A 21,399-nucleotide genomic window follows, 5' to 3' on the forward strand; every position below is an offset into this window, starting at 1 on the left:
TCTGCTCGTTATTTTTATGCATCATTGAATAGATAACAAGCGCAGCGCCCTTTTCCCGACGATCCAAATGTGATCGTTTTCTCCTTTTTTAGAAAATAGGCCGTACAAATCGTGGACAAACCCCGTGACAGGGCATATCTTACCAATGTGAATAATAAATCAGTAGTGAATATATATTCAATCGCTTATTAATACCTTGTTTTGTCGACGATAAAAGGTAGTCAGGATGGGAAGTGTTTCTTTACCCTGCTGGAATATTTATTCACACAAGAATTTACTTTCAAGAGGTGTTTTATGAATCCGTTTTCACTCTCCGTTAAGGAGTTAGAACAAAAAGCACGCGCCATCCGCCGCCGCATCATCGTCTTAAATGCGGAAAGCCCGGCAGGCGGCCACACCGGTGCCGATCTGTCACAAGTCGAACTTCTGACCGCCCTCTATTTTCGTATCCTTAACTGCTCCCCTGCGCGAAAAGAGAGTGACGACCGCGATATCTATATTCAGTCGAAGGGGCACGCTGTCGGTGGTTACTACTGCGTCCTGGCCGAAGCAGGCTTTATTCCCGTTGACTGGCTGGCAACCTATCAACACGCCGACTCGGCTCTGCCAGGACACCCGGTAAAGCACAAAACGCCAGGTATTGAGCTCAATACCGGTGCGCTGGGCCATGGTCTGCCCGTGGCGGTAGGCATTGCGCTGGCAGCGAAACGCGATAACAACCCGCGTCGCGTATTTGTCGTCACCGGCGATGGCGAACTGGCGGAGGGCAGCAACTGGGAGGCCGCGCTGGTCGCCGCCCACTACCAACTGGATAACCTTATTATTATCAACGACAAAAATAATCTGCAGCTGGCCGGTGCGACCAAAGAGATCATGAATACCGATCCGCTGGATGAAAAATGGCGCGCTTTCGGCATGGAGGTCACACAGTGCAACGGCAACGATATGGCGGAGGTGGTCGCCACGCTTGAGCGCTTGCAGCCGAACGGGAAACCACACGTCGTGATTGCCAATACCACCAAAGGCGCAGGTATTTCCTTTATTCAGGGACGCCCCGAATGGCATCACCGGGTACCGAAAGGAGAAGAAATTGAACTGGCGCTGGAGGAACTGAAAGATGAGTAATAGCGAACATCTCGCCACGGTGATGGTGAATGCCTTTATTGATGCTGTAAACCGCGGCGTGGATCTGGTGCCGGTGGTGGCCGACTCCACCTCAACGGCGAAAATTGCCCCGTTTATCAAAAGATTCCCTGGCCGGCTGGTCAACGTCGGCATCGCCGAGCAGACGCTGGTTGGCGCTGCCGCCGGCCTGGCGCTGGGGGGTAAAGTGGCCGTGACCTGCAACGCGGCGCCATTCCTTATTTCACGTGCTAATGAACAGATTAAGGTCGACGTTTGCTACAACAACACCAACGTCAAACTGTTCGGGCTGAACGCGGGCGCCAGCTACGGTCCACTGGCCAGCACCCACCACAGTATTGACGATATCGCCATTCTGCGCGGTTTTGGCAATATTGAAATTTACGCACCGTCCAGTCCCGGCGAGTGCCGGCAGATTATTGATTATGCCCTTGCCCACGTCGGGCCAGTGTATATCCGCCTCGACGGTAAAGCGCTGCCGGAACTGCATGATGAACATTACCGGTTTATTCCGGGCAACATTGATGTGCTGCGTCTGGGGCGCGATATTGCGCTGGTTGCCATGGGCTCAACGGTACATGAAATTGTGGAAGCCGCCGCACAACTCGCTGCAGAAGGTATTGACGCCACCGTTATCAGTGTCCCATCTATTCGTCCTTGTGATACCCAGGCGCTACTGGCGGCAATCCAGTCCTGTCCGGCCGCAATCACGGTGGAAGAACACAACGTCAACGGCGGCGTCGGGAGCCTGGTGGCGGAAGTGCTGGCCGAGGCCGGGTGCGCTATCCCGTTGCGGCGCTTAGGTATCCCTGACGGGCAATACGCCATTGCCGCCGATCGCGCCGCCACGCGCGCGCGCCATGAAATTGATGCCGCCGGGGTGGTGAAGCACGCCCGCAAGCTGCTCACAAAAAAAGCATGCTGAAAAATAACAAGAACATCTTACTGGAGAGAACGCAATGTCCCGTATTCCTCAACAACTCACCATGGGCGTCATTATTGGCAACCGGGGATTTTTCCCCAGCTACCTGGTCGCCGAAGCGCGCGAACAGGCGGTAGCGCTGTTTAGCCGCCTTGGGATTAACACTATTATGCTTGATCCATCCCAGACGGAACTGGGTGGCGTGGAAACCCGGCAGGATGCCAAAATTTGCGCCGAGCTGTTCCGCAGCCACCGCGACAACATTCACGGTGTCGTGGTGCTGTTACCCAACTTTGGTGATGAAAAAGCCATCGCCGAAACGTTGCGCCTCTCCGGTCTCAACGTCCCGGTGCTTATTCAGGCCGAAGAGGATAATCTGGATAAAATGGGGTTGTCGACTCGCCGCGATAGCTTTTGCGGCAAAATTTCCCTTTGCAACAACCTGCGCCAGTACGGTATCCCGTTTACGCTGACCACCCAGCACGTTTGCGCGCTTAGCGGCGAGGTGTTTGAGCAGGATCTCCGGCGCTTCACGCAGATATGTCGCGTGGTGAACAGTATGCGCGGCGTGCGCGTTGGCGCGATTGGCGCCCGTCCAGCGGGCTTTAACACCGTTCGCTACAGTGAAAAACTGCTCGAACGTTTAGGCATCGCAGTGGAAACGTTAGATCTATCAGAGGTATTTACCCGGATTAAAGCCCTGCGTGATGACGATATTCGTGTGGATGAGAAGCGCCGCCTGCTGATCGATAATGCCGACGCCAGCGGTATTCCGGCAGATAAACTGATCACCATGGCGAAACTGTTTGTGGTCCTGAGCGAGTGGATTGTTGCCAACGACATCGACACCACCGCAATTCAGTGCTGGACCTCGCTGCAGGAAAATCTGGGGATTAACGTCTGCTCCATCATGAGCGTGATGTCCGGACAACTGATGCCAAGCGCCTGTGAGGTCGATGTCATGGGCGCGCTCTCCATGTACGCGCTCGCCAGCAGCAACCTGAGCCCCGCCTCGATCGCAGACTGGAACAATAACTTCGGCGACGATCGTGATAAATGTGTGCTGTTCCATTGTGGGAACTTTGCCTCGACCAGCCTTGAGTCGCCGCACATGGGAACGGCCGATATTATCGGCACCACCGTCGGCAAAGAGAACACCTGCGGTGCCGTGCACGGTCGCATGAAAAGCGGCGCGCTGACCTATTTTCGCCTCAGCACCGACGACCTGACTGGCGAAATCAAGGCCTACGTCGGAGAAGGTCAGTCAGTTGACGATCCCCTCGATACGGTAGGCTGTCGGGCGGTCATTCAGGTTCCCCACCTGGAAAATCTGCTGTCGTGGATCTGCCGCAACGGCTTTGAGCACCATGTCGCGATGAACCATTCTGCCAGTGCCGCAATTTTGCACGAGGCATTTACGCGCTACCTGGGCGTATCGACCTATCTCCACCAGTAAGGCCGGAGGCCGCTATGTCGGTAAACAAGGATATTATTATTGCCCTCGATGAGGGCACAACCAATGCCAAAGCCGTTGCCTTCGACAGCCACGGGCGGGTAATCGCGCAATTTTCCCGCGCGCTTGAGATCGCTACGCCGCAGGAAGGATGGGTTGAACAGTCAGCGGAGCTTCTGCTTGCCGCGTCGCTGGAGGTGATTTCTCGCACAGTGGCCGCCGTTGGCGCGGAGCGTGTGGCGGCCCTGGCGATCAGCAACCAGCGCGAAACCGTCGTGGGCTGGTATCGGGAAACGGGCGAGGTCATAGCGCCTGCCCTGAGCTGGCAATGTTCACGTACTGCCGCATTTTGCCACATGCTGCGTGAACAAGGTCATGAGCCGCAGATCAAGGCGGTAACCGGCCTGCCAGTCGCCCCGCTCTTTTCCGCCTCGAAAATGCGCTGGCTGCTGGACCACACTCCGGATGGTCTGAACCGAGCGAAAGATGGCGAGATTTGCCTCGGTACGGTGGATAGCTGGCTACTCTGGCACCTGACGCAAGGCCAGCATTTTTGTTGTGATTACGCCAACGCGTCTCGTACACAGCTCATGAATTTGCAAACAGCGGACTGGGATACCGATATGCTCGCCCTGTTTGGCATTCCGCGTGCAGCACTCCCGGTGATAAAACCTTCAAGTGGACTGTTTGGTTACACCGCTGGTTTAGCCACCCTCCCTGATGGGATCCCGGTAATGGCGATGATTGGCGATTCGCATGCCGCCCTTTTCGCCCACGGTCTGGGCGCCACCGGTTGTGTTAAAGCCACTTACGGTACAGGGACCTCGGTGATGGCGCCCGTCGATTCGGTGGCGTTTCACGTCAGCAATCTCGCCACCACGGTGGCCTGGCACGACGGAGAAAAGCTGGTCTACGCACTCGAGGGGAACATTCCCCATACCGGCGATGCGGTGGCGTGGATGGCCGACAGTACCGGATTGAGCGAACGCTCTCCCGCCGAACTGGCCCAGGCGCTGAATGCTCTGCCTCGTTCGGTAGATTCCACCTTAGGCGTCTTTTTTGTGCCGGCGCTCACCGGCATGGGCGCACCCTGGTGGGACGATAAGGCCCGCGGTTTGATCCATGGATTAAGCCGGGGCGTGAAGCGGGCCCATCTCATTCGTGCCGCGCTAGAGTCAATTACCTACCAGATTGCCGATGTAATCACTGCGATGCGTGCCCATCATGGCTTTACGCTCAACACGCTGCTGGTGGATGGGGGACCCACCAAAAACGACTGGTTAATGCAGTACCAGGCCGACCTGCTAGGTTGTCCGGTGATGCGCAGCGATGTGGCCGAGCTGTCGGCGACCGGCGCGGCACTGCTGGCGCGTAAAGCGTTGCACAAGCTGACGGTGGCAGAGCTTCAGCCCTTTTTACCAGAACACATCACTTATGCACCAGACCTGCTCCGGCATCATCGGCTTGTGCAGCGATGGCAGTCCTGGCAACACGCGGTGACGCTGGCAAGACGCTGAGCGCAACCCAGCCGGGCGATAACGTCTTCGTCCGGCTGCAATCCAACGCCCCCTGCCGTTAACCCAGCGGATACTGTTGAAACGCCGGCAGCGCCTCCCCCTTCTCCGCCAGCGCGCGAATATGTGGAAACTCAGCTGTCGACACCACCGCCGGGATCATCAACTGGATAAAGGACCAGACCACCGTGCTGGTGACCAGCACCTGATCCGGCTGCGCGGCGGCGGCGCGGTCTGCCAGCCGGGCGTCCCACTCCCGACAGGCGGCCAGCAGCTGGCCGGTCACCCGGGCTATCCACGGCTGATGCTGTTTCTCTTCCGGCCGCAGACGGTGCTCATAAACATGCTGGACCGCTTTTTCACAGGCGGCGAGGATCACCCCCAGCAGGTGCAGATCGCGGGCCAGCGCCTCGGGATGCGCGGGAAGCAGCCGGCGCCCGGCCGGATTGGTCGTTTCGAAATAGTGGAGGATCAGCGTGGAGTCCATCAGCTGCGTCCCGTTATCGAGCACCACCGTCGGCGCCTTGACCACCGGATTAATACGGGAAAATTCGTCAAAGCCGCTAAAGACCGATAGCGGCAGGCTCTCGAATTCCACGCCATAGAGCGCCAGAGAAACCGCCACGCGTCTTACATAAGGTGAATCCATCATACCAATGAGTTTCATCGTCACTCCTGCCTGCGATAAAGAGGTTGCGGCTTTACCTTACTGGAAAACCGATGCCGCGAATATCACGGGATACTTACCGCAACGGTTAGTAAAACTAACAGATTGGCGACTCGCTGTAGCCCTCCAGTCCCCCTTGTGCTATACCGACTGAGGCAGCATTTAGCCCCTTTTTCAGCCTGTTCGCGGCGGCTATAAAAGCCGCTAACCCGGTAGTAACGTTAACGTATCGACTCACTGACAGAGACACCACCATGGCAGATTTTCCCCCTGTCGCCAGCCTGCGCAGCTTTGAGGCGGTGGCGCGCCTCGGCAGCGTGACGCAGGCCGCCCACGAGATGAGCGTGACCCATTCGGCGGTCAGCCAGCACATCAAACAGCTGGAAGCCCTGGTCGGCGTCACGCTCTTTATCCGCCACGGCCGCGGAGTGCGCCTCACGGAAGAAGGACGGCTCTATGCCCTGCAAATCCGCGAAGCGTTACAGCACATCGCCGACGCCACGCGCATGGTGCAGATCAAACCCCGCACCCTGGAAGTGTCCCTGGCGACGCTCCCCTCCTTTGGCTGCCACTGGCTGCTGCCGCGGCTGGCGCGCTTTCAGGCGCGGCATCCGCAGATCGCGGTGCGCCTGCTGACCAGCCTGGCAGTGGTTAACCTGCAACAGGAGGGTATCGATCTGGCCATTCGCATGGGGCAAGGCGATTGGGAGGGAATGGAAAGCCGGCGTCTGTTTGCCGATGAACAGCTGGTGGTCGCCGCCCCCGGCTATCGCGGCGGTAACCTGCCGACCACCCCGCAGGCGATCGCCGCCAGCGATATTATTTTTTCCATGGAGTCCTGGAACGCCTGGTGCAGCCAGGCGGGGCTGGAAAAGCCGATCGTCCCCGCGGGCCTGCGCCTGAACGACTCCAATCTGGTGCTGGAGGCGGTCCGCCTGGGGGCCGGCGTGGCGCTGGAGCGGCGCTCCCTGGTGGCGGGGGCGATAGCCCGCGGCGAGCTGGTGCAGCTCACCGCCGTCACCGTCCCCTACCCCTGGCACTACTGGCTAACCGTCTCCCCGCAGGCGGAGAACCGGCCGGAAGTCGCCCGGTTCATCGCCTGGCTGGAGGAGGAGATCGCCCTCTGGCGCCAGCAGATCAGCGTTTAGCCTTCGGCCGACGGCGGCAGGCCCGTCCGGGCGGCGTGCTCCTGGGAGAGACGCCAGAAATCGTGCCCGGCGGGATACTGATAGAGGCGCAGAGAAAACTGTCCGGCCACCGCGGTAATGTACTCAAATATCGCCGACTGGGTGTTTTCGTAGTCTTTCCATAGCGTTGAGGTGGTGAAGCAGTAAATCTCCAGCGGGATGCCCGACGGCGAAGGTTTCAGCGTTCTCGCCACAATGTACATCTCCTTAATAATATCCGGCCGCTCGGCGAGATAGTGCATCAGATAGTGGCGAAACAGGGTCAGGTTGGTCAGCCCGTTATCGATAAACCAGCGGTCGGCCACGCCGCCGGGATCCCGGCCGTCAAGCAGCGTGCCCAAAGGCTCACTCACCCCGCGGATGGTCAGCATCGAGGAGAGCATCTCCTGGTCGAGAAAACGCACCGAGTGTTGATCGATGGCGATACTGCGCATGATCCGCCGCGCCCCGGAGGAGAACATCGCCTGCCAGTTGGTATAGGTCTCGGTGAGGAAATTCTTGGTCGGGATACGGGAGATGGTATTGTCCCAGTTGCGGATGGTAATGGTGTGCAGCGCGATATCCGTCACCTCACCGCTGAGGTTCTTGTCAGGCATTTCAATCCAGTCCCCCAGCTGGAGCACGTCGTTGGACGACAGCTGAACGTTCGCCACCAGCGACAGCAGAGTATGCTGGAACACGATCATCAGTACCGCCGCCACGGCCCCCAGACTGGAGATAATAATGATCGGCGATTTGTTCGACATCACGGCGAGGATCATGATCGCCGCCAGGATGTGGACTAAGATTTTGCCTATCTGGATATAGCCCTTAATGGAATGATTTTTACGTTTGGTCTTTCGCAGATAGGAGCTGTTGACAATATCCAGCATCTCGTTGAAAAACACCGACATAAAAATAAAAAACAAGATCCCGCAGATAGTATTAATCGCCGTCACCAGCGATGCCGGCATCGCCGGCATAAACTGCAGAACGTAATAGATGATAATAACCGGAATGAAATTGGACAGCTTTTCGGCGATGCGTCGATCCTTCTCCAGCGGCACATCCTGTTTGTGGCTACTAAAGAAGACCTTACGCACCACTTTAATCAGCAAGAACTTGCATAAAAGATGGGCAAATATGCCGGAGAGCAGCAGCAGAATAAGATTAAACCCCACCGCCAGCGCCGGATTACTCTCAATAAACGTCAGTAGATGATTCACATACGCCATGCTTTATCGCCTGAATAACTATGCCACTTCGCTAACTGCTTTATCCCAAGGGCATATATTTGGAAAATAAATCAATCCGCATCATGGCATATCGCTTAGCGTAACGTCCATGCGCGCACCGCTTCTAATCATTCACAGAAAATATGTCAGAGTTTGCATTAATCATTCTCTACACTCACTATAAAGAGGCTTGTTATGAGGACGGAATAAGTCCAGGAGGAAACATGTTTAAAGCTCTTACCGCTATCGTCGCCTTAGCCGCCTCCGCCAGCGTTATGGCGCAAAGCGATGTCACGCTGAACAGTCTGGCTCACGATGCCGCCACCCGGGCGTCGTTTAACCAGATGGTCAAAGGCCATCAGCTGCCCGCCTGGGTGACCACCGGCGGCACCGGTTCGCCCGCGCAGACGGTGAAACTGGGTAGCGAATCCTGGCAGGTGTTAAGCGCCTGCAAACCCCACGACTGCGGCCATGAACGTATCGCGGTGATCTGGTCGGAAAAAAGCAAACAGATGTCCGGCGTTTACTCGGTGGTCGATGAAAAAACCGACCAGGAGAAGCTGACCTGGCTTAACGTCAGCGATGCCCTGTCCATCGATGGCAAAACCGTGCTGTTTGCCGCCCTCAGCGGCAGCCTCGACAACCATCCGGACGCCTTTAACTACCAGTAACGACCATCGCCCCCGTCAGCCTTTCCCCGACGGGGGCTTCCCTGATTAGCCATCCGGGAACATCACGCTGTTCCCCGGCGCTTCCCGATGCAGATGGATAAAGTTCAGGTGCCGCTCGTACTGGTCGAGAATATCGGTGATCACCTGCTCTTTGCTGTAGTCCATCAGGTCGTTACCCTGACTGCCCTCCAGCAGGAAGGTCTCCAGCCGGTAATAGGTGGATTTCCCGCTGCGCGCCCGATAGGTAAAGCCCGGCACCGAGTACTGCTGCGGCCAGATCTTGTAGATAAAGTTCTGCTCGTCGCCCATGTGCACCAGCAGATCGAGGTGGCCAAGGTTCTCACCCTCTTCCGGCGGCAGGCTCTTCAGTTCCACCGCGGCGCCGCGCAGCCGCAGCTCCTGGGCCACCTCCTCCATCGCCGGGTAGCACACCGTCTCCATCATCAGTTTGGTATAGCGCGTGCCGGGGTAATTCATCAGCCGCGACAGGCGCTTCTTCCAGCTCAGACGATCCTGGAGGCCCATCGGGCGCGGGGCGGTGTCGCGGCTGGCGCTGACCCGGCGGTAATCTTCCACTTTCAGAGATTTATACAGTCCGGCCATCACGAAGAAAATCACAAAGCTGAACGGCAGCCCCATGATCACCGTGGTGTTCTGCAGCGCCGAGATGCCGTTGGTCATCAGCATCCCGAGGGTCAACAGACCGATGGCCACCGACCAGAAGATGCGCAGCCAGTTCGGGGCGTCGCTGTTGATGTCCTTCAGCTTCGAGGTGAAATTCCCCAGCACCAGCGCGCCGGAGTCGGCGGAGGTAACGTAAAACAGCAGACCGGTGATGGTCGCCACCGACGCGCTAAAGGTAAACGCCGGATACTGCGCCAGCAGGCTGTAGAAGCCGCGCTCCGGGTGGGCCATCGCCTCCTGGGCAAAGGCCGCGTCGCCGTGGATGATCTCATACAGCGCGCTGTTGCCGAACACCGACAGCCACAGCAGGGTAAAGGTGAAGGGAATAATCAGGGTGCCCATCACAAACTGGCGGATGGTGCGCCCGCGCGAAATGCGCGCCAGGAACAGGCCCACAAACGGCGACCAGGCCACCCACCACGCCCAGAAAAAGAGCGTCCAGTTGTTCATCCATTCCACCGGCCGGTCGAAGGCGAAGCTGTTCAGCGTCATTCCCATAAAGCGATTGACGTAGTCGCCGACGTTGAGCACTAACGCATTGAGCAGGAAGGAGGTATCGCCCATGAACAGCACGAACAGGATCAGCCCCAGCGCGAGGGCGACGTTCAGCTCGGAGAGCACGCGGATGCCCTTGTCCACCCCGGAGGTGACCGAGATGGTGGCGATGATCACCGACAGCGCAATCAGGGCCGCTTTCGCCGCCAGCGAGTCCGGAATATCGAACAGCACGCTCAGACCGTAGTTGAGCTGCACGACGCCGATACCGAGGGTGGTGGCGATGCCGAAGATGGTGCCGATCACCGCCGCAATATCGACGCTGTGGCCGATGGGCCCATTGATCCGTTTGCCAAAAATCGGGTACAGCGCCGAGCGGATGGTGAGCGGCAAATTATAACGATAGCTAAAGTATCCCAGCGCCATGCCCATCAGGGCATACATTGACCAACCGGTTAAGCCATAGTGAAACAGGGTCCAGACCATCGCCTGGCGCGCCGCCTCGATGGTCTGCCCCGCCCCTTCCGGCGGCTGCATATATTGCGTCACCGGCTCGGCGACTGAGAAGAACATCAGGTCGATGCCGATGCCGGCGGCGAACAGCATCGCCGCCCAGCTCAGCAGGCTGAACTCGGGCTTTGACTGCTCCGGCCCGAGCTTCACCGAGCCGAAGCGCGAGCAGGCAATGCAGACGACGAAGACGATATACAGCGTCGCCGCCAGCAGATAGTACCAGCCGAAGGTTTTCGACACCCAGTCCAGGGTGCGCCCAATCCACTCGGCAGAAAAATCGCGAAAAAAGATCGTCATCAGGGAAAACAACAAAATCAGTCCGGCCGAGGTATAAAAAACCACCGGATTGATTTTGTCCTTTTCTCTGCTTTGCGAAAGATCTGTCATCCAGTATCCCCACTGTTTTTGTAACTATTAAAATCCAAATCCGCAACAATTAAGACACATTTTATATTGAACGTCCAATCAAAAACCGCTTTAATAGTTAACCAACGCTGATGAATGGAGTGGCAAAAATGCCCAAACTGGGGATGCAGCCGATCCGGCGCAGGCAGCTGATCGACGCCACGCTGGACGCAATAAATGAAGTCGGTATGCACGACGCGACCATCGCGCAGATTGCCCGGCGGGCGGGCGTATCGACGGGGATCATCAGTCACTATTTCAAAGACAAAAATGGTCTGCTGGAGGCGACCATGCGCGACATAACCAGCCAGCTGCGCGACGCGGTGCTCAACCGTCTGCACGCTCTGCCGGACGGCAGCGCCAGCCAGCGCCTGCAGGCGATTGTCGGGGGCAACTTTGATGAGACGCAGATCAGCAGCGCGGCGATGAAGGCCTGGCTGGCCTTTTGGGCCAGCAGCATGCACCAGCCGATGCTTTATCGGTTACAGCAGGTCAGCAGCCGTCGCCTGCTGTCGAACCTGGTGTACGAATTCCGCCGCGAGCTGCCGCGCGAGCAGGCGCAGGAGGCCGGCTACGGGCTGGCGGCGCTGATAGACGGCCTGTGGCTGCGGGCGGCGCTCAGCGGCAAACCGCTGGATAAAACGCTGGCGCAGTCGCTGACCAGCCACTTTATTCGTCAGCATTTACCGAACCCATAACCGAGGAGGCGTTATGTCCCGAATGGCAGAACAGCAGCTTTATATTAATGGTGGTTATACATCGGCCACCAGCGGTCGCACCTTCGAGACCATCAACCCTGCCACTGGCGAGGTGCTGGCGACCGTTCAGGCTGCCGGACGCGAGGATGTCGACCGCGCCGTCGAGAGCGCGCAGCGTGGGCAAAAAATCTGGGCGGCGATGACCGCCATGGAACGCTCGCGTATCCTGCGTCGCGCCGTCGACCTTCTGCGCCAGCGCAACGATGAGCTGGCGCGGCTGGAGACGCTGGATACCGGGAAACCCCTCAGCGAAACCGCCGCCGTCGATATCGTCACCGGCGCCGACGTGCTGGAGTATTACGCTGGCTTGATCCCGGCGCTGGAAGGCAGCCAGATCCCGCTGCGCGACAGTTCCTTCGTCTATACCCGTCGCGAACCGCTGGGGGTGGTAGCCGGGATCGGCGCGTGGAACTACCCGATCCAGATCGCCCTGTGGAAATCGGCGCCAGCGCTGGCCGCTGGCAATGCGATGATTTTCAAACCGAGCGAAGTCACCCCGCTGACCGCCCTCAAGCTGGCGGAAATTTACAGCGAAGCGGGCCTGCCGGACGGGGTGTTTAACGTCCTGCCAGGGATCGGCGCGGAAACCGGCCAGTATCTGACCGAGCATCCGGACATCGCCAAAATCTCCTTCACCGGCGGCGTCGCCAGCGGCAAAAAAGTAATGGCCAACTCGGCCGCGTCATCACTGAAAGAGGTCACCATGGAGCTGGGCGGCAAATCGCCGCTGATTATCGCCGACGATGCCGACCTCGACCTCGCCGCCGATATTGCCATGATGGCCAACTTTTACAGCTCCGGCCAGGTGTGCACCAACGGCACCCGGGTGTTTGTCCCGGCGAAACGGAAGGCGGAATTCGAGCACAAGATCCTCGAGCGGGTGGCCCGCATCCGCCCCGGCGATCTGTTTGCCGATGACACCAACTTCGGCCCGCTGGTCAGCTTCCCCCATCGCGACAACGTTCTGCGCTATATCGAGAGCGGCAAACGCGAAGGCGCGCGCCTGCTGTGCGGCGGCGAGGCGCTGAAAGGCGACGGTTTCGATAACGGCGCGTGGGTCGCCCCGACGGTGTTTACCGATTGCAGCGACGAGATGACCATCGTGCGCGAAGAGATCTTCGGCCCGGTGATGTCGATCCTCAGCTATGCCGACGAAGCGGAGGTCATTCGCCGCGCCAACGCCACCGAATACGGCCTCGCCGCCGGCGTGGTGACGCCCAACCTCAACCGCGCTCACCGAATTATCCACCAGCTGGAAGCCGGCATCTGCTGGATCAACAGCTGGGGGGAATCCCCGGCGGAAATGCCGGTTGGCGGCTACAAACACTCCGGCATTGGCCGCGAGAACGGCGTGATGACGCTGCAGAGTTACACCCAGGTGAAGTCCATCCAGGTTGAGATGGGTAAATTCCAGTCCATATTTTAACCGGGAGGTTTTTTTGCAATTTGACTACATCATTATTGGTGCCGGCTCCGCCGGCAACGTTCTGGCAACACGACTGACTGAAGATCCAAACACCACCGTCCTGCTGCTGGAAGCCGGCGGCCCTGACTACCGGTTCGATTTCCGCACCCAGATGCCCGCCGCGCTGGCTTATCCGCTGCAGGGCAAGCGCTACAACTGGGCCTACGAAACCGAACCGGAGCCGTACATGAACAATCGCCGCATGGAGTGCGGACGCGGCAAAGGGCTCGGCGGATCCTCGCTGATCAACGGCATGTGCTACATTCGCGGTAACGCGATGGATCTGGATAACTGGGCCAAAGAGCCGGGTCTGGAACACTGGAGCTATCTCGACTGCCTGCCCTACTACCGGAAAGCGGAAACCCGCGATATCGGGCCTAACGACTACCACGGCGGCGATGGCCCGGTGAGCGTGACGACACCGAAGCCGGGCAATAATCCGCTCTTCGAGGCGATGGTTGAAGCCGGGGTGCAGGCGGGCTATCCGCGTACCGACGATCTCAACGGCTACCAGCAGGAAGGCTTTGGCCCGATGGACCGCACCGTGACGCCGCAGGGCCGTCGCGCCAGCACCGCCCGCGGCTATCTCGACCAGGCGCGCGGTCGCCCGAACCTGACCATCCGCACCCATGCGCTGACCGATCACATTATTTTTGCCGGCAAGCGCGCGGTGGGCGTCGAGTGGCTGGAGGGAGAGAGCACGATCCCGTCAAAAGCGACGGCCAACAAAGAGGTGCTGCTGTGCGCCGGGGCGATTGCCTCGCCGCAGCTCCTGCAGCGCTCCGGCGTGGGTAACCCGGAGCTGCTCAGGCAGTTCGATATCCCGGTGGTGCACGATCTCCCCGGCGTGGGTGAGAACCTGCAGGACCATCTGGAGATGTATCTGCAGTACGAGTGCAAAGAGCCGGTATCGCTCTACCCGGCGCTACAGTGGTGGAACCAGCCGAAGATCGGCGCCGAGTGGCTGTTCGGCGGCACCGGCATCGGCGCCAGCAACCAGTTCGAAGCGGGCGGTTTTATCCGCAGCCGCGCAGAGTTCGCCTGGCCGAACATTCAGTACCACTTCCTGCCGGTGGCGATTAACTACAATGGCTCCAACGCGGTGAAAGAGCACGGCTTCCAGTGCCACGTCGGCTCGATGCGTTCGCCCAGCCGCGGCCACGTGCGCCTGAAGTCGCGCGACCCGCACGCCCATCCGGCGATCCTGTTTAACTATATGTCCCATGAGCAGGACTGGCAGGAGTTCCGCGACGCCATCCGCATTACCCGGGAGATCATGAACCAGCCGGCGCTGGATAAGTATCGCGGCCGCGAAATCAGTCCGGGAATAGAATGCCAGAGCGATGCCGAACTGGATGAGTTTGTGCGCAACCACGCCGAGACCGCGTTCCACCCGTGCGGGACCTGTAAGATGGGTTACGACGAGATGGCGGTGGTCGATGGCGAGGGCCGCGTCCACGGTCTGGAAGGATTGCGGGTGGTCGACGCCTCGATCATGCCGCAGATCATCACCGGCAACCTCAACGCCACCACCATTATGATCGGCGAGAAGATGGCCGACGCCATTCGCGGCCGCCAGCCGCTGCCGCGCAGCACCGCGACGTATTATGTCGCTGGCGACGCGCCGGTTCGCCGCTAACAGGTCAATGCCGGGCGGCGACTACGCCTTGCCCGGCCTACCCTGAGGCGATGTAACGTAGCCCCCGTAAGCGCAGCGCGACCGGGGTGCCGTTCCGGGTTTTGACCCCATAGGTTGATGTTAGCGAAACGCCTCCAGGCGCTTAATCTGCTGACCGTCGGCAGTAAAGTTCTCCGCCGCCAGCCACGCCCGCAGCGCCGCATCGCGCGCAGGCCACTCGCCGTCGATGATGGACAGCATATCGCTGTCGCGCGTCCGCCCTTTACGCACCAGCCTCTGCCGCAGACGTCCTTCCCAGCTAAAGCCCAGCCGCTCGGCGGCGCGGCGCGAGGCGACATTCATCGAATCGCATTTCCACTCCAGCCGACGATAGCCATGGTCAAAGCCGTTTTTGAGCAGCAGCCAGACCGCTTCGGTACCCAGCGGGGTGTTTTTCATCCGTCGCGACCAGGTGACATGGCCGATCTCAACCGTGCCCATTTCCCGCTCGATCGCCATATAGCTAACGATGCCCACCGCCTGCTCGCTATGCAGGTCAACCACCGCATACGGCACCAGGGCATCATCATTCACCTTGCCCGCGATCCAGTGGGCGGTCGCCGCCACGCTCTCCGGCCGCGTAGACGCCAGCCACGTCCAGTCGCTGTTGTCGCCGAGCGCATAGGCGGCAAACAGATCCGCCGCATGACGGTCAACGTCCAGCGGCTCCAGGCGGCAAAAACGGCCATTTAACGCCGTCCGCCGCAGGACTTGCGCCCCCTGCCAGCCAGGGACCAGGTCGTTCACCTGCTGGCCATACTCATTGATTTCCGGCACACCCACCTCCTCGCAATAGACAATGCGTTATAGCAAGAACCCCGCAGCGGAGAAAGGCGCTTCTGCGCGACCGGCAATAACCTGTCGTTCTTGAATATGCGTTTTTAGCATAAGGATATCCTTATTTTGACTTTACGCCTTATGGCAAGCGGCCTAACGTAGCGAGGCATAAAAAATTAAAACAACCATTTTTCAGGGATTGCACATGACCAAAAAACTGTTGCCTTTACTGGTACTGACGGCGCTCACCGCCGCCGCGCATGCCGCTACACCGCCCAACACGCTGGTGGTCGCCCAGGGTCTCGACGATATCGTCAGCCTCGACCCGGCGGAAGCGAACGAACTCTCCAGCATTCAGACGGTCCCCAGCCTCTATCAGCGTCTGGTGCAGCCGGACCGCAACAACCCTGAAAAAATCGTATCGATCCTCGCCGAAAGCTGGCAGGCCGATCCGGCGGCGAAAACCCTGACCATCAAACTGAAGCCGGATGCTAAATTCGCCTCCGGTAATCCGCTGCGCCCGGAAGATGTGATTTTCTCTTACACCCGTGCGGTGACGCTGAATAAATCGCCGGCGTTTATTCTCAACGTGCTCGGCTGGCAGCCGGACAACATCGCCAGCCAGCTGAAAAAGATTGATGACCATACCCTGACGCTGCACTGGACCGCCGACGTCAGCCCGGCGGTGGCGCTGAATATTCTCTCCACCCCTATCGCCTCCATCGTTGATGAAAAACAGGTGGCGCCGAACGCGAAAAATAATGACTTCGGCAACGACTGGCTGAAGATGCACTCGGCGGGCAGCGGGGCCTATAAAATGCGCGTCTACCAGCCGCATCAGGCCATCGTGCTGGAAGCCAACGCCAGCTCCCCCACCGGCGCGCCGAAGATCAAGAGCATCATTATTAAAAACGTCCCCGACCCGGCTTCCCGCCGCCTGCTGATCCAGCAGGGGGATGCCGACGTGGCGCGCGATCTCGGCGCTGACCAGATTGCCGCCCTGCAGGATAAACCCGGCGTGAAGGTGCTGAGCATCCCGTCCGCCGAGCAGAACTATCTGGTGTTTAATACTGCCAACAGCGCCAACCCGCTGCTCAATAACCCGGCCTTCTGGGAGGCGGCGCGCTGGCTGGTTGATTATGAGGGCATCACCAAAAATCTGCTGAAAGGCCAGTACTTTATTCACCAAAGCTTCCTGCCGGCCGGCCTGCCGGGGGCGCTGGAGACTAATCCGTTCACCTTCGACCCGCAAAAAGCTAAGGCTATCCTCGATAAAGCGGGCATTAAGGATGCCCACTTCACCCTCGATGTGGAGAACAAACCGCCGTTTATCACCATCGCCCAATCGCTGCAGGCCAGCTTTGCCCAGGGCGGGGTGAAGGTGGATCTGCTACCCGCCGCCGGCAGCCAGGTCTATGCCCGGGTGCGCGCGAAGCAGCATCAGGCGGCGATCCGCCTGTGGATCCCGGACTACTTTGATGCCCACTCCAATGCCAGCGCCTTTGCCTGGAACGATGGTAAATCCAGCACCGTGGCCGGGCTCAACGGCTGGCAGATCCCTGAGCTGAATAAAGCCACCCTCGCCGCGGTGGCGGAGCCGGACCCGGCGAAACGCCTCGACCTGTACAAAACGATGCAGGAATCCCTGCTCCAGCATTCGCCATACGTCTTTATTGACCAGGGGATAACCCAGATCGTGGTGCGTGACAACGTGAAGGGCTATCAGCAGGGACTGAACGCCGACATGGTCTGGTACGATAACGTGACCAAGTAAGCGGGTTTTGTCACCGGGTACGGCGGCCTTGTCTGCCCGGATGACCGACTCCTCACCCGGGCCCGGTCGGCATCGCGCCGCCGGGTACAATGCTGATATACCAGGAATTTCCATTTTCCATGCCATCGTTCTCCACTCACCTTACCCGCCTGCTGCAGGGGCTGTTTACGCTGCTGCTCACGCTGTTCGGGCTGTTGCTGGTCACCTTCTCGCTCTCCGCGCTGTCGCCCGTCGACCGCGTACTGCAGATCGTCGGCGACCATGCCAGCCAGTCGACCTATGACCAGGTTAGCCATCAGCTGGGTCTCGACCAGCCGCTGCCGGTGCAGTTCTGGCACTACCTGGTCAACCTGGCCCATGGCGATCTTGGCATCGCCAGCGCCACCGGCCAGCCGGTGCTCCACGATCTGCTGGCGGTCTTCCCGGCGACCCTTGAGCTGGCGACCCTGGCGCTGATCGTCGGCGCGGTACTGGGCATCGTCGCCGGGGTGCTGTGCGCGCGTTACGCCGGTTCGCCGTGGGATCTGGCGGTTCGCACCTTTACCCTGTTGGGCAACTCGGTGCCGATATTCTGGCTCGGCCTGCTGATGCTGGCCCTGTTCTACGCCCGGCTGCAGTGGGCGCCGGGCCCGGGTCGCCTCGACGATATTTATCAGTACACCGTCGAGCCACGCAGCGGTTTTGCGCTGATCGACACCTGGCTCTCCGGCGATACCGCGGCGTTTAAAAATGCGATCGGCCATCTGGCGCTGCCGGTGCTGGTGCTGGCCTATTACTCGCTGGCGAGCATCACCCGCCTGACCCGCTCCGCCTGTCTGAGCGAGATGAACAAAGAGTACATTCTGCTGGCGCGGGCCAAAGGGGCCGGAGAGATGACGATTCTGCTGCGCCACGTCCTGCCCAATATCCGCGGCACTCTGCTGACGGTGACCGCTCTCGCCTGGACCTCCATGCTCGAAGGGGCGGTGCTCACCGAAACCGTCTTCTCGTGGCCGGGGATCGGCCGCTACCTCACCACGGCGCTGTTCACTGGGGATACCACGGCGATCATGGGCGGTACGCTGCTGATCGGCGTGAGTTTTGTGCTGATCAATAACCTGACCGACCTGCTGGTACGGTTAACCGATCCGAGGGTGCGCTGATGCCGACTTATCTGTTTTTACGCCGTCTGCGCCGCTCACCCGCCGCCTTCAGCGGCCTGACCCTGGTGATCCTGCTGGTGCTGACCGCGCTGTTCGCCCCGTGGCTGGCGCCGCACGATCCCAACTGGCAGGATGCCGCCGCTCGTCTGCAGGGGCCCGGGGCGGGACACTGGCTCGGCACCGACAGCTACGGCCGCGACCTGCTGTCGCGCTTGCTCTACGGCGCCCGCCCGGCGCTGGGTCTGGTGGCGCTGGTGACCGCCATTACCCTGCCCGTCGGTCTGCTGGTGGGTATCCTCTCCGGCTACTATGGCGGGTGGCTGGAGCGGATACTGATGCGCTTTACCGACGTGGTGATGTCGATGCCACGCCTGATCCTCGCCTTCGCGTTCGTGGCGATGCTCGGCCCGGGGCTGGTCAACGGCGCGCTGGCGTTAGCCCTGACCACCTGGCCGGCCTACGCCCGTCAGGCGCGCAGCGAAATTCAGCGCCTGCGCCATAGCGACTACCTCGCCGCGGCGGAAATGCTGGGCATTCGCGGCGGGCGGCTGCTGGTCGGCCATATTCTGCCGCTGTGTCTGCCGTCGGCGATTGTCCGGCTGGCGCTCGATCTGGCGGGCATTATCCTCGCCGCCGCCGGGCTCGGTTTTCTCGGCCTGGGCGCCCGCCCGCCGATGGCGGAGTGGGGAGCGATGATTGCCGACGGGATGCAGGTGATTTTCGACCAATGGTGGATCGCCGCCATCCCCGGCGCGGCGATCCTGCTCGCCAGCCTGGCGTTTAACCTGCTGGGCGATGGCCTACGCGATATTCTGGAGCCGCAACATGACTGACATCCGACTGACCGTCCAGGGACTCGCCGTCGACTATCCCACCGCCCGGGTGGTGGACAACGTCAGCTTCACCCTCGGCAACGAGCGGCTGGCGCTGGTGGGCGAATCCGGCTCCGGCAAATCGATGACCGCCCGGGCGCTGATGGGCCTGGTGCGCAAGCCCGGGGTGGTGAGCGCTGAACGGCTGGAGGTGCTGGGGCGCGATGTGCTGACCCTCAGCGCCCGCGGCTGGCGCGCGCTGCGCGGCAACGATATCGCCATGGTGCTGCAGGACCCGCGCTATGCGCTGAATCCGGTGCAGTCCATTCAGACGCAGCTGGAGGAGGCGTTAACCCTGCATCAGCGTCTGAGCCGCCGCGCGCGCGCCGAGGCGGTCAAAGACGCCATCGCCGCCGTCGGTCTGGATCTGCCGGTCCTCAGCCGCTATCCCGGCGAACTCTCCGGCGGGATGGGACAGCGGGTGATGATCGCCCTCGCGCTGCTCAATAACCCGAAGGTGCTGATAGCCGACGAGCCGACCTCGGCCCTCGACGCCCGCCTGCGCAACCAGATCCTCGAGCTGCTGGTGGAGCAGAGCGCGCAGCGGCAGATGGCCATGTTACTGATCAGCCACGATCTACCGCTGGTAGCCGCGCATTGCGATCGCGTGCTGGTGATGTACCAGGGGAGACAGGTCGACGAGATGCCGGCGCGGGCGCTGCCGAGCGCGACGCACCCTTACACCCGCACCCTGTGGACCTGCCGGCCAAATGCGCACACCTACGGCCAGATGCTGCCGACCCTCGACAGAACCCAGGACTTTACGGAGACAGCCCATGGCGATCGTTAATCTTCAGGATTTACAGGTTACATTCGGCGCGAAGACGGCGGTCTCCGCCGCCAGTTTCCGTGTCGACGCCGGGGAAACTTTCAGCCTGATCGGCGCCTCGGGCTGCGGCAAATCGACGATTTTGCGCGTGCTGGCCGGATTGCAGCGTGAATGGCGCGGCAGCGTGGATCTGCTCGGCCAGGCCATTATGCCGGGCGCCCGCTTTCAGGGCGATCTGCGGCGCAACGTGCAGATGGTGTTTCAGGATCCGTACGCCTCGCTACATCCCAACCATACCCTGTGGCGCACCCTGGCGGAGCCGCTGCAGATCCACGGCATCCGCGACGTTGCCCCGCGAGTAACCACCGCCCTTGAGCAGGTGGGTCTGGCCGCCGACGCCGTGCGCCGCTATCCGCATCAGCTCTCCGGCGGCCAACGGCAGCGCGTGGCCATTGCCCGCGCCCTGCTGCTGCGCCCGCAGATCCTGCTGCTGGATGAGCCGACCTCGGCGCTGGATATGTCGGTACAGGCGGAAATCCTTAATCTACTTAATCGTCTGAAACAGGAGCACGGCATGACCTATCTGCTGGTCAGCCATGATGCCGACGTCATCGCCCATATGTCCGATCGGGCGGCGTTTATGGCGGAGGGCGTGATCCAGCGCTTTTTCGATCGCGAAGCGTTGGTCAACGGAGAGCACCGGATGAGGTGAGGCCAGCGGATGTGCGGTTGTTTTGTCGGGTGGCGCTTCGCTTACCCGACCTACAGGATCCACTCACAGGCTCACACCCCGTAGGCCCGTGCAAGCGCAGCGCCGCCGGGCAAGATATCAGGCACGGTATCCTTGATTTCGCCGGGTGGCGGCTGCGCCTTACCCGGCCTACAGCCCCAAATCACAACTGGCGCTGGGGCTGCTGAAACTGCCGGGGCTGGCGGCCTCAACATCGCTGAGACGTTCCCGGAAGGCCGGGGCAGCCCGCATGGATGCGGGCTGAGGGCCGTGTTTTGCACGGACGCTGCCTCGGCCCGACCCGAAGCCTGCAGGGAAAAGTCGAAGGCACCGCGCAGCGGCGATGTTGCTGGCCGGAGCCCGGGGGTACAGGGGGCGGCGGCGACTGGCCGCCCCCTGTGCGCTCCCTGCGCCATGAATGACATAACGCAGAAGAAATATTGGGAGCGCAATCTGCCCGGAATTAACACAGAAGCTGTAGCCCTGCCAGACGCAGCGCGAACAGGGAAATATTCAGTTGTGACGTTATTTCGCCGGGTGGCGGCTGCGCCTTACCCGGCCTACAG

The 21,399-nt window shown here is 60.3% G+C and carries 18 protein-coding genes and 1 pseudogene; 14 read left to right on the forward strand and 5 right to left on the reverse strand.

Annotation, left to right across the window (positions count from 1 at the left end; all coding sequences use genetic code 11):
* Positions 1–294 precede the first annotated feature (294 nt).
* Genes IB144_RS19250 through IB144_RS19265 form a run of 4 tightly spaced genes read left to right on the forward strand, consistent with a single transcriptional unit; the run spans position 295 to position 5,035 of the window.
* Positions 295–1,125, forward strand: a complete 831-nt coding sequence (locus IB144_RS19250) for a transketolase (RefSeq protein ID WP_004178953.1) — start codon at positions 295–297, stop codon at positions 1,123–1,125.
* A complete protein-coding gene (locus IB144_RS19255) occupies positions 1,118–2,068 on the forward strand; it encodes a transketolase C-terminal domain-containing protein (RefSeq protein WP_046654583.1) in 951 nt (316 codons plus the stop codon). Before IB144_RS19250 ends, IB144_RS19255 begins: the two co-directional genes overlap by 8 nt.
* 34 nt (positions 2,069–2,102) lie before the next feature.
* Positions 2,103–3,521, forward strand: a complete 1,419-nt coding sequence (locus IB144_RS19260; RefSeq protein ID WP_032419243.1) for an L-fucose/L-arabinose isomerase family protein — start codon at positions 2,103–2,105, stop codon at positions 3,519–3,521.
* Between the two features lie 14 nt (positions 3,522–3,535).
* Positions 3,536–5,035, forward strand: coding sequence for an FGGY-family carbohydrate kinase (locus tag IB144_RS19265; protein WP_032419245.1), 1,500 nt, complete (start codon positions 3,536–3,538; stop codon positions 5,033–5,035).
* A 58-nt stretch (positions 5,036–5,093) separates the two neighbouring features.
* Here the strand turns inward: IB144_RS19265 and IB144_RS19270 are convergent, their stop codons facing one another.
* Positions 5,094–5,699, reverse strand: coding sequence for a glutathione S-transferase (locus tag IB144_RS19270; RefSeq protein ID WP_032419246.1), 606 nt, complete (start codon positions 5,697–5,699; stop codon positions 5,094–5,096).
* Between the two features lie 254 nt (positions 5,700–5,953).
* On the opposite strand from IB144_RS19270, the gene IB144_RS19275 reads away from it, so the two are divergent.
* On the forward strand, positions 5,954–6,847 hold the full coding sequence (locus IB144_RS19275; RefSeq protein ID WP_032419247.1) for a LysR substrate-binding domain-containing protein: 894 nt from the start codon (positions 5,954–5,956) through the stop codon (positions 6,845–6,847).
* Here IB144_RS19275 and IB144_RS19280 read toward each other — a convergent pair.
* Both IB144_RS19280 and IB144_RS19285 read right to left on the reverse strand, forming a co-directional pair.
* Positions 6,844–7,779, reverse strand: coding sequence for a mechanosensitive ion channel domain-containing protein (locus IB144_RS19280; protein ID WP_306173473.1), 936 nt, complete (start codon positions 7,777–7,779; stop codon positions 6,844–6,846). The two genes, IB144_RS19275 and IB144_RS19280, sit on opposite strands and share 4 nt — an antisense overlap.
* A pseudogene (locus IB144_RS19285) lies at positions 7,680–8,100 on the reverse strand (hypothetical protein). Before IB144_RS19285 ends, IB144_RS19280 begins: the two are co-directional and overlap by 100 nt.
* Positions 8,101–8,324: 224 nt before the next feature.
* Between IB144_RS19285 and ivy the strand changes: the two are divergent.
* The gene (gene ivy / locus IB144_RS19290) at positions 8,325–8,771 is read left to right on the forward strand and encodes an Ivy family C-type lysozyme inhibitor (protein ID WP_004210923.1); all 447 of its coding nucleotides are present in this window, start codon (positions 8,325–8,327) and stop codon (positions 8,769–8,771) included.
* Between the two features lie 45 nt (positions 8,772–8,816).
* Here ivy and betT read toward each other — a convergent pair whose 3' ends face one another.
* On the reverse strand, positions 8,817–10,850 hold the full coding sequence (gene betT / locus IB144_RS19295) for a choline BCCT transporter BetT (protein ID WP_004142478.1): 2,034 nt from the start codon (positions 10,848–10,850) through the stop codon (positions 8,817–8,819).
* Positions 10,851–10,978: 128 nt separating this feature from the next.
* On the opposite strand from betT, the gene betI reads away from it, so the two are divergent.
* The 3 genes from betI to betA are packed head-to-tail and all read left to right on the forward strand — an operon-like array spanning position 10,979 to position 14,730.
* Positions 10,979–11,566, forward strand: coding sequence for a transcriptional regulator BetI (gene betI, locus IB144_RS19300; protein WP_004151671.1), 588 nt, complete (start codon positions 10,979–10,981; stop codon positions 11,564–11,566).
* A 13-nt stretch (positions 11,567–11,579) separates the two neighbouring features.
* A complete protein-coding gene (gene betB, locus IB144_RS19305) occupies positions 11,580–13,052 on the forward strand; it encodes a betaine-aldehyde dehydrogenase (protein ID WP_004191424.1) in 1,473 nt (490 codons plus the stop codon).
* A 13-nt stretch (positions 13,053–13,065) separates the two neighbouring features.
* Complete coding sequence (betA, locus tag IB144_RS19310; RefSeq protein WP_032419248.1) at positions 13,066–14,730, forward strand: choline dehydrogenase; 1,665 nt, start codon at positions 13,066–13,068, stop codon at positions 14,728–14,730.
* A 120-nt stretch (positions 14,731–14,850) separates the two neighbouring features.
* Here the strand turns inward: betA and IB144_RS19315 are convergent, their stop codons facing one another.
* Entirely contained in the window at positions 14,851–15,546 is a 696-nt protein-coding gene (locus IB144_RS19315) for a GNAT family protein (RefSeq protein WP_032419249.1), read from the reverse strand.
* Positions 15,547–15,751: 205 nt separating this feature from the next.
* Between IB144_RS19315 and IB144_RS19320 the strand changes: the two genes are divergently transcribed.
* The 5 genes from IB144_RS19320 to IB144_RS19340 all read left to right on the forward strand — a co-directional run bounded on the left by IB144_RS19320 (position 15,752) and on the right by IB144_RS19340 (position 20,815).
* Complete coding sequence (locus tag IB144_RS19320; protein ID WP_065888892.1) at positions 15,752–17,320, forward strand: ABC transporter substrate-binding protein; 1,569 nt, start codon at positions 15,752–15,754, stop codon at positions 17,318–17,320.
* Positions 17,321–17,439: 119 nt separating this feature from the next.
* The gene (locus IB144_RS19325) at positions 17,440–18,462 is read left to right on the forward strand and encodes an ABC transporter permease (RefSeq protein WP_040215871.1); all 1,023 of its coding nucleotides are present in this window, start codon (positions 17,440–17,442) and stop codon (positions 18,460–18,462) included.
* The gene (locus tag IB144_RS19330; RefSeq protein ID WP_004142505.1) at positions 18,462–19,295 is read left to right on the forward strand and encodes an ABC transporter permease; all 834 of its coding nucleotides are present in this window, start codon (positions 18,462–18,464) and stop codon (positions 19,293–19,295) included. Before IB144_RS19325 ends, IB144_RS19330 begins: the two co-directional genes overlap by 1 nt.
* A complete protein-coding gene (locus IB144_RS19335) occupies positions 19,288–20,124 on the forward strand; it encodes an ABC transporter ATP-binding protein (RefSeq protein WP_021313381.1) in 837 nt (278 codons plus the stop codon). Before IB144_RS19330 ends, IB144_RS19335 begins: the two co-directional genes overlap by 8 nt.
* Positions 20,111–20,815 (forward strand): ABC transporter ATP-binding protein, encoded by a 705-nt coding sequence (locus IB144_RS19340; RefSeq protein ID WP_004178936.1) that lies wholly within the window; start codon positions 20,111–20,113, stop codon positions 20,813–20,815. The genes IB144_RS19335 and IB144_RS19340 overlap by 14 nt, the downstream gene beginning before the upstream one ends.
* The last annotated feature ends 584 nt before the right edge of the window (positions 20,816–21,399 follow it).

The organism is Klebsiella sp. K4 (genome assembly GCF_014596785.2).
Taxonomy (GTDB): Bacteria; Pseudomonadota; Gammaproteobacteria; order Enterobacterales; family Enterobacteriaceae; genus Klebsiella; species Klebsiella pneumoniae.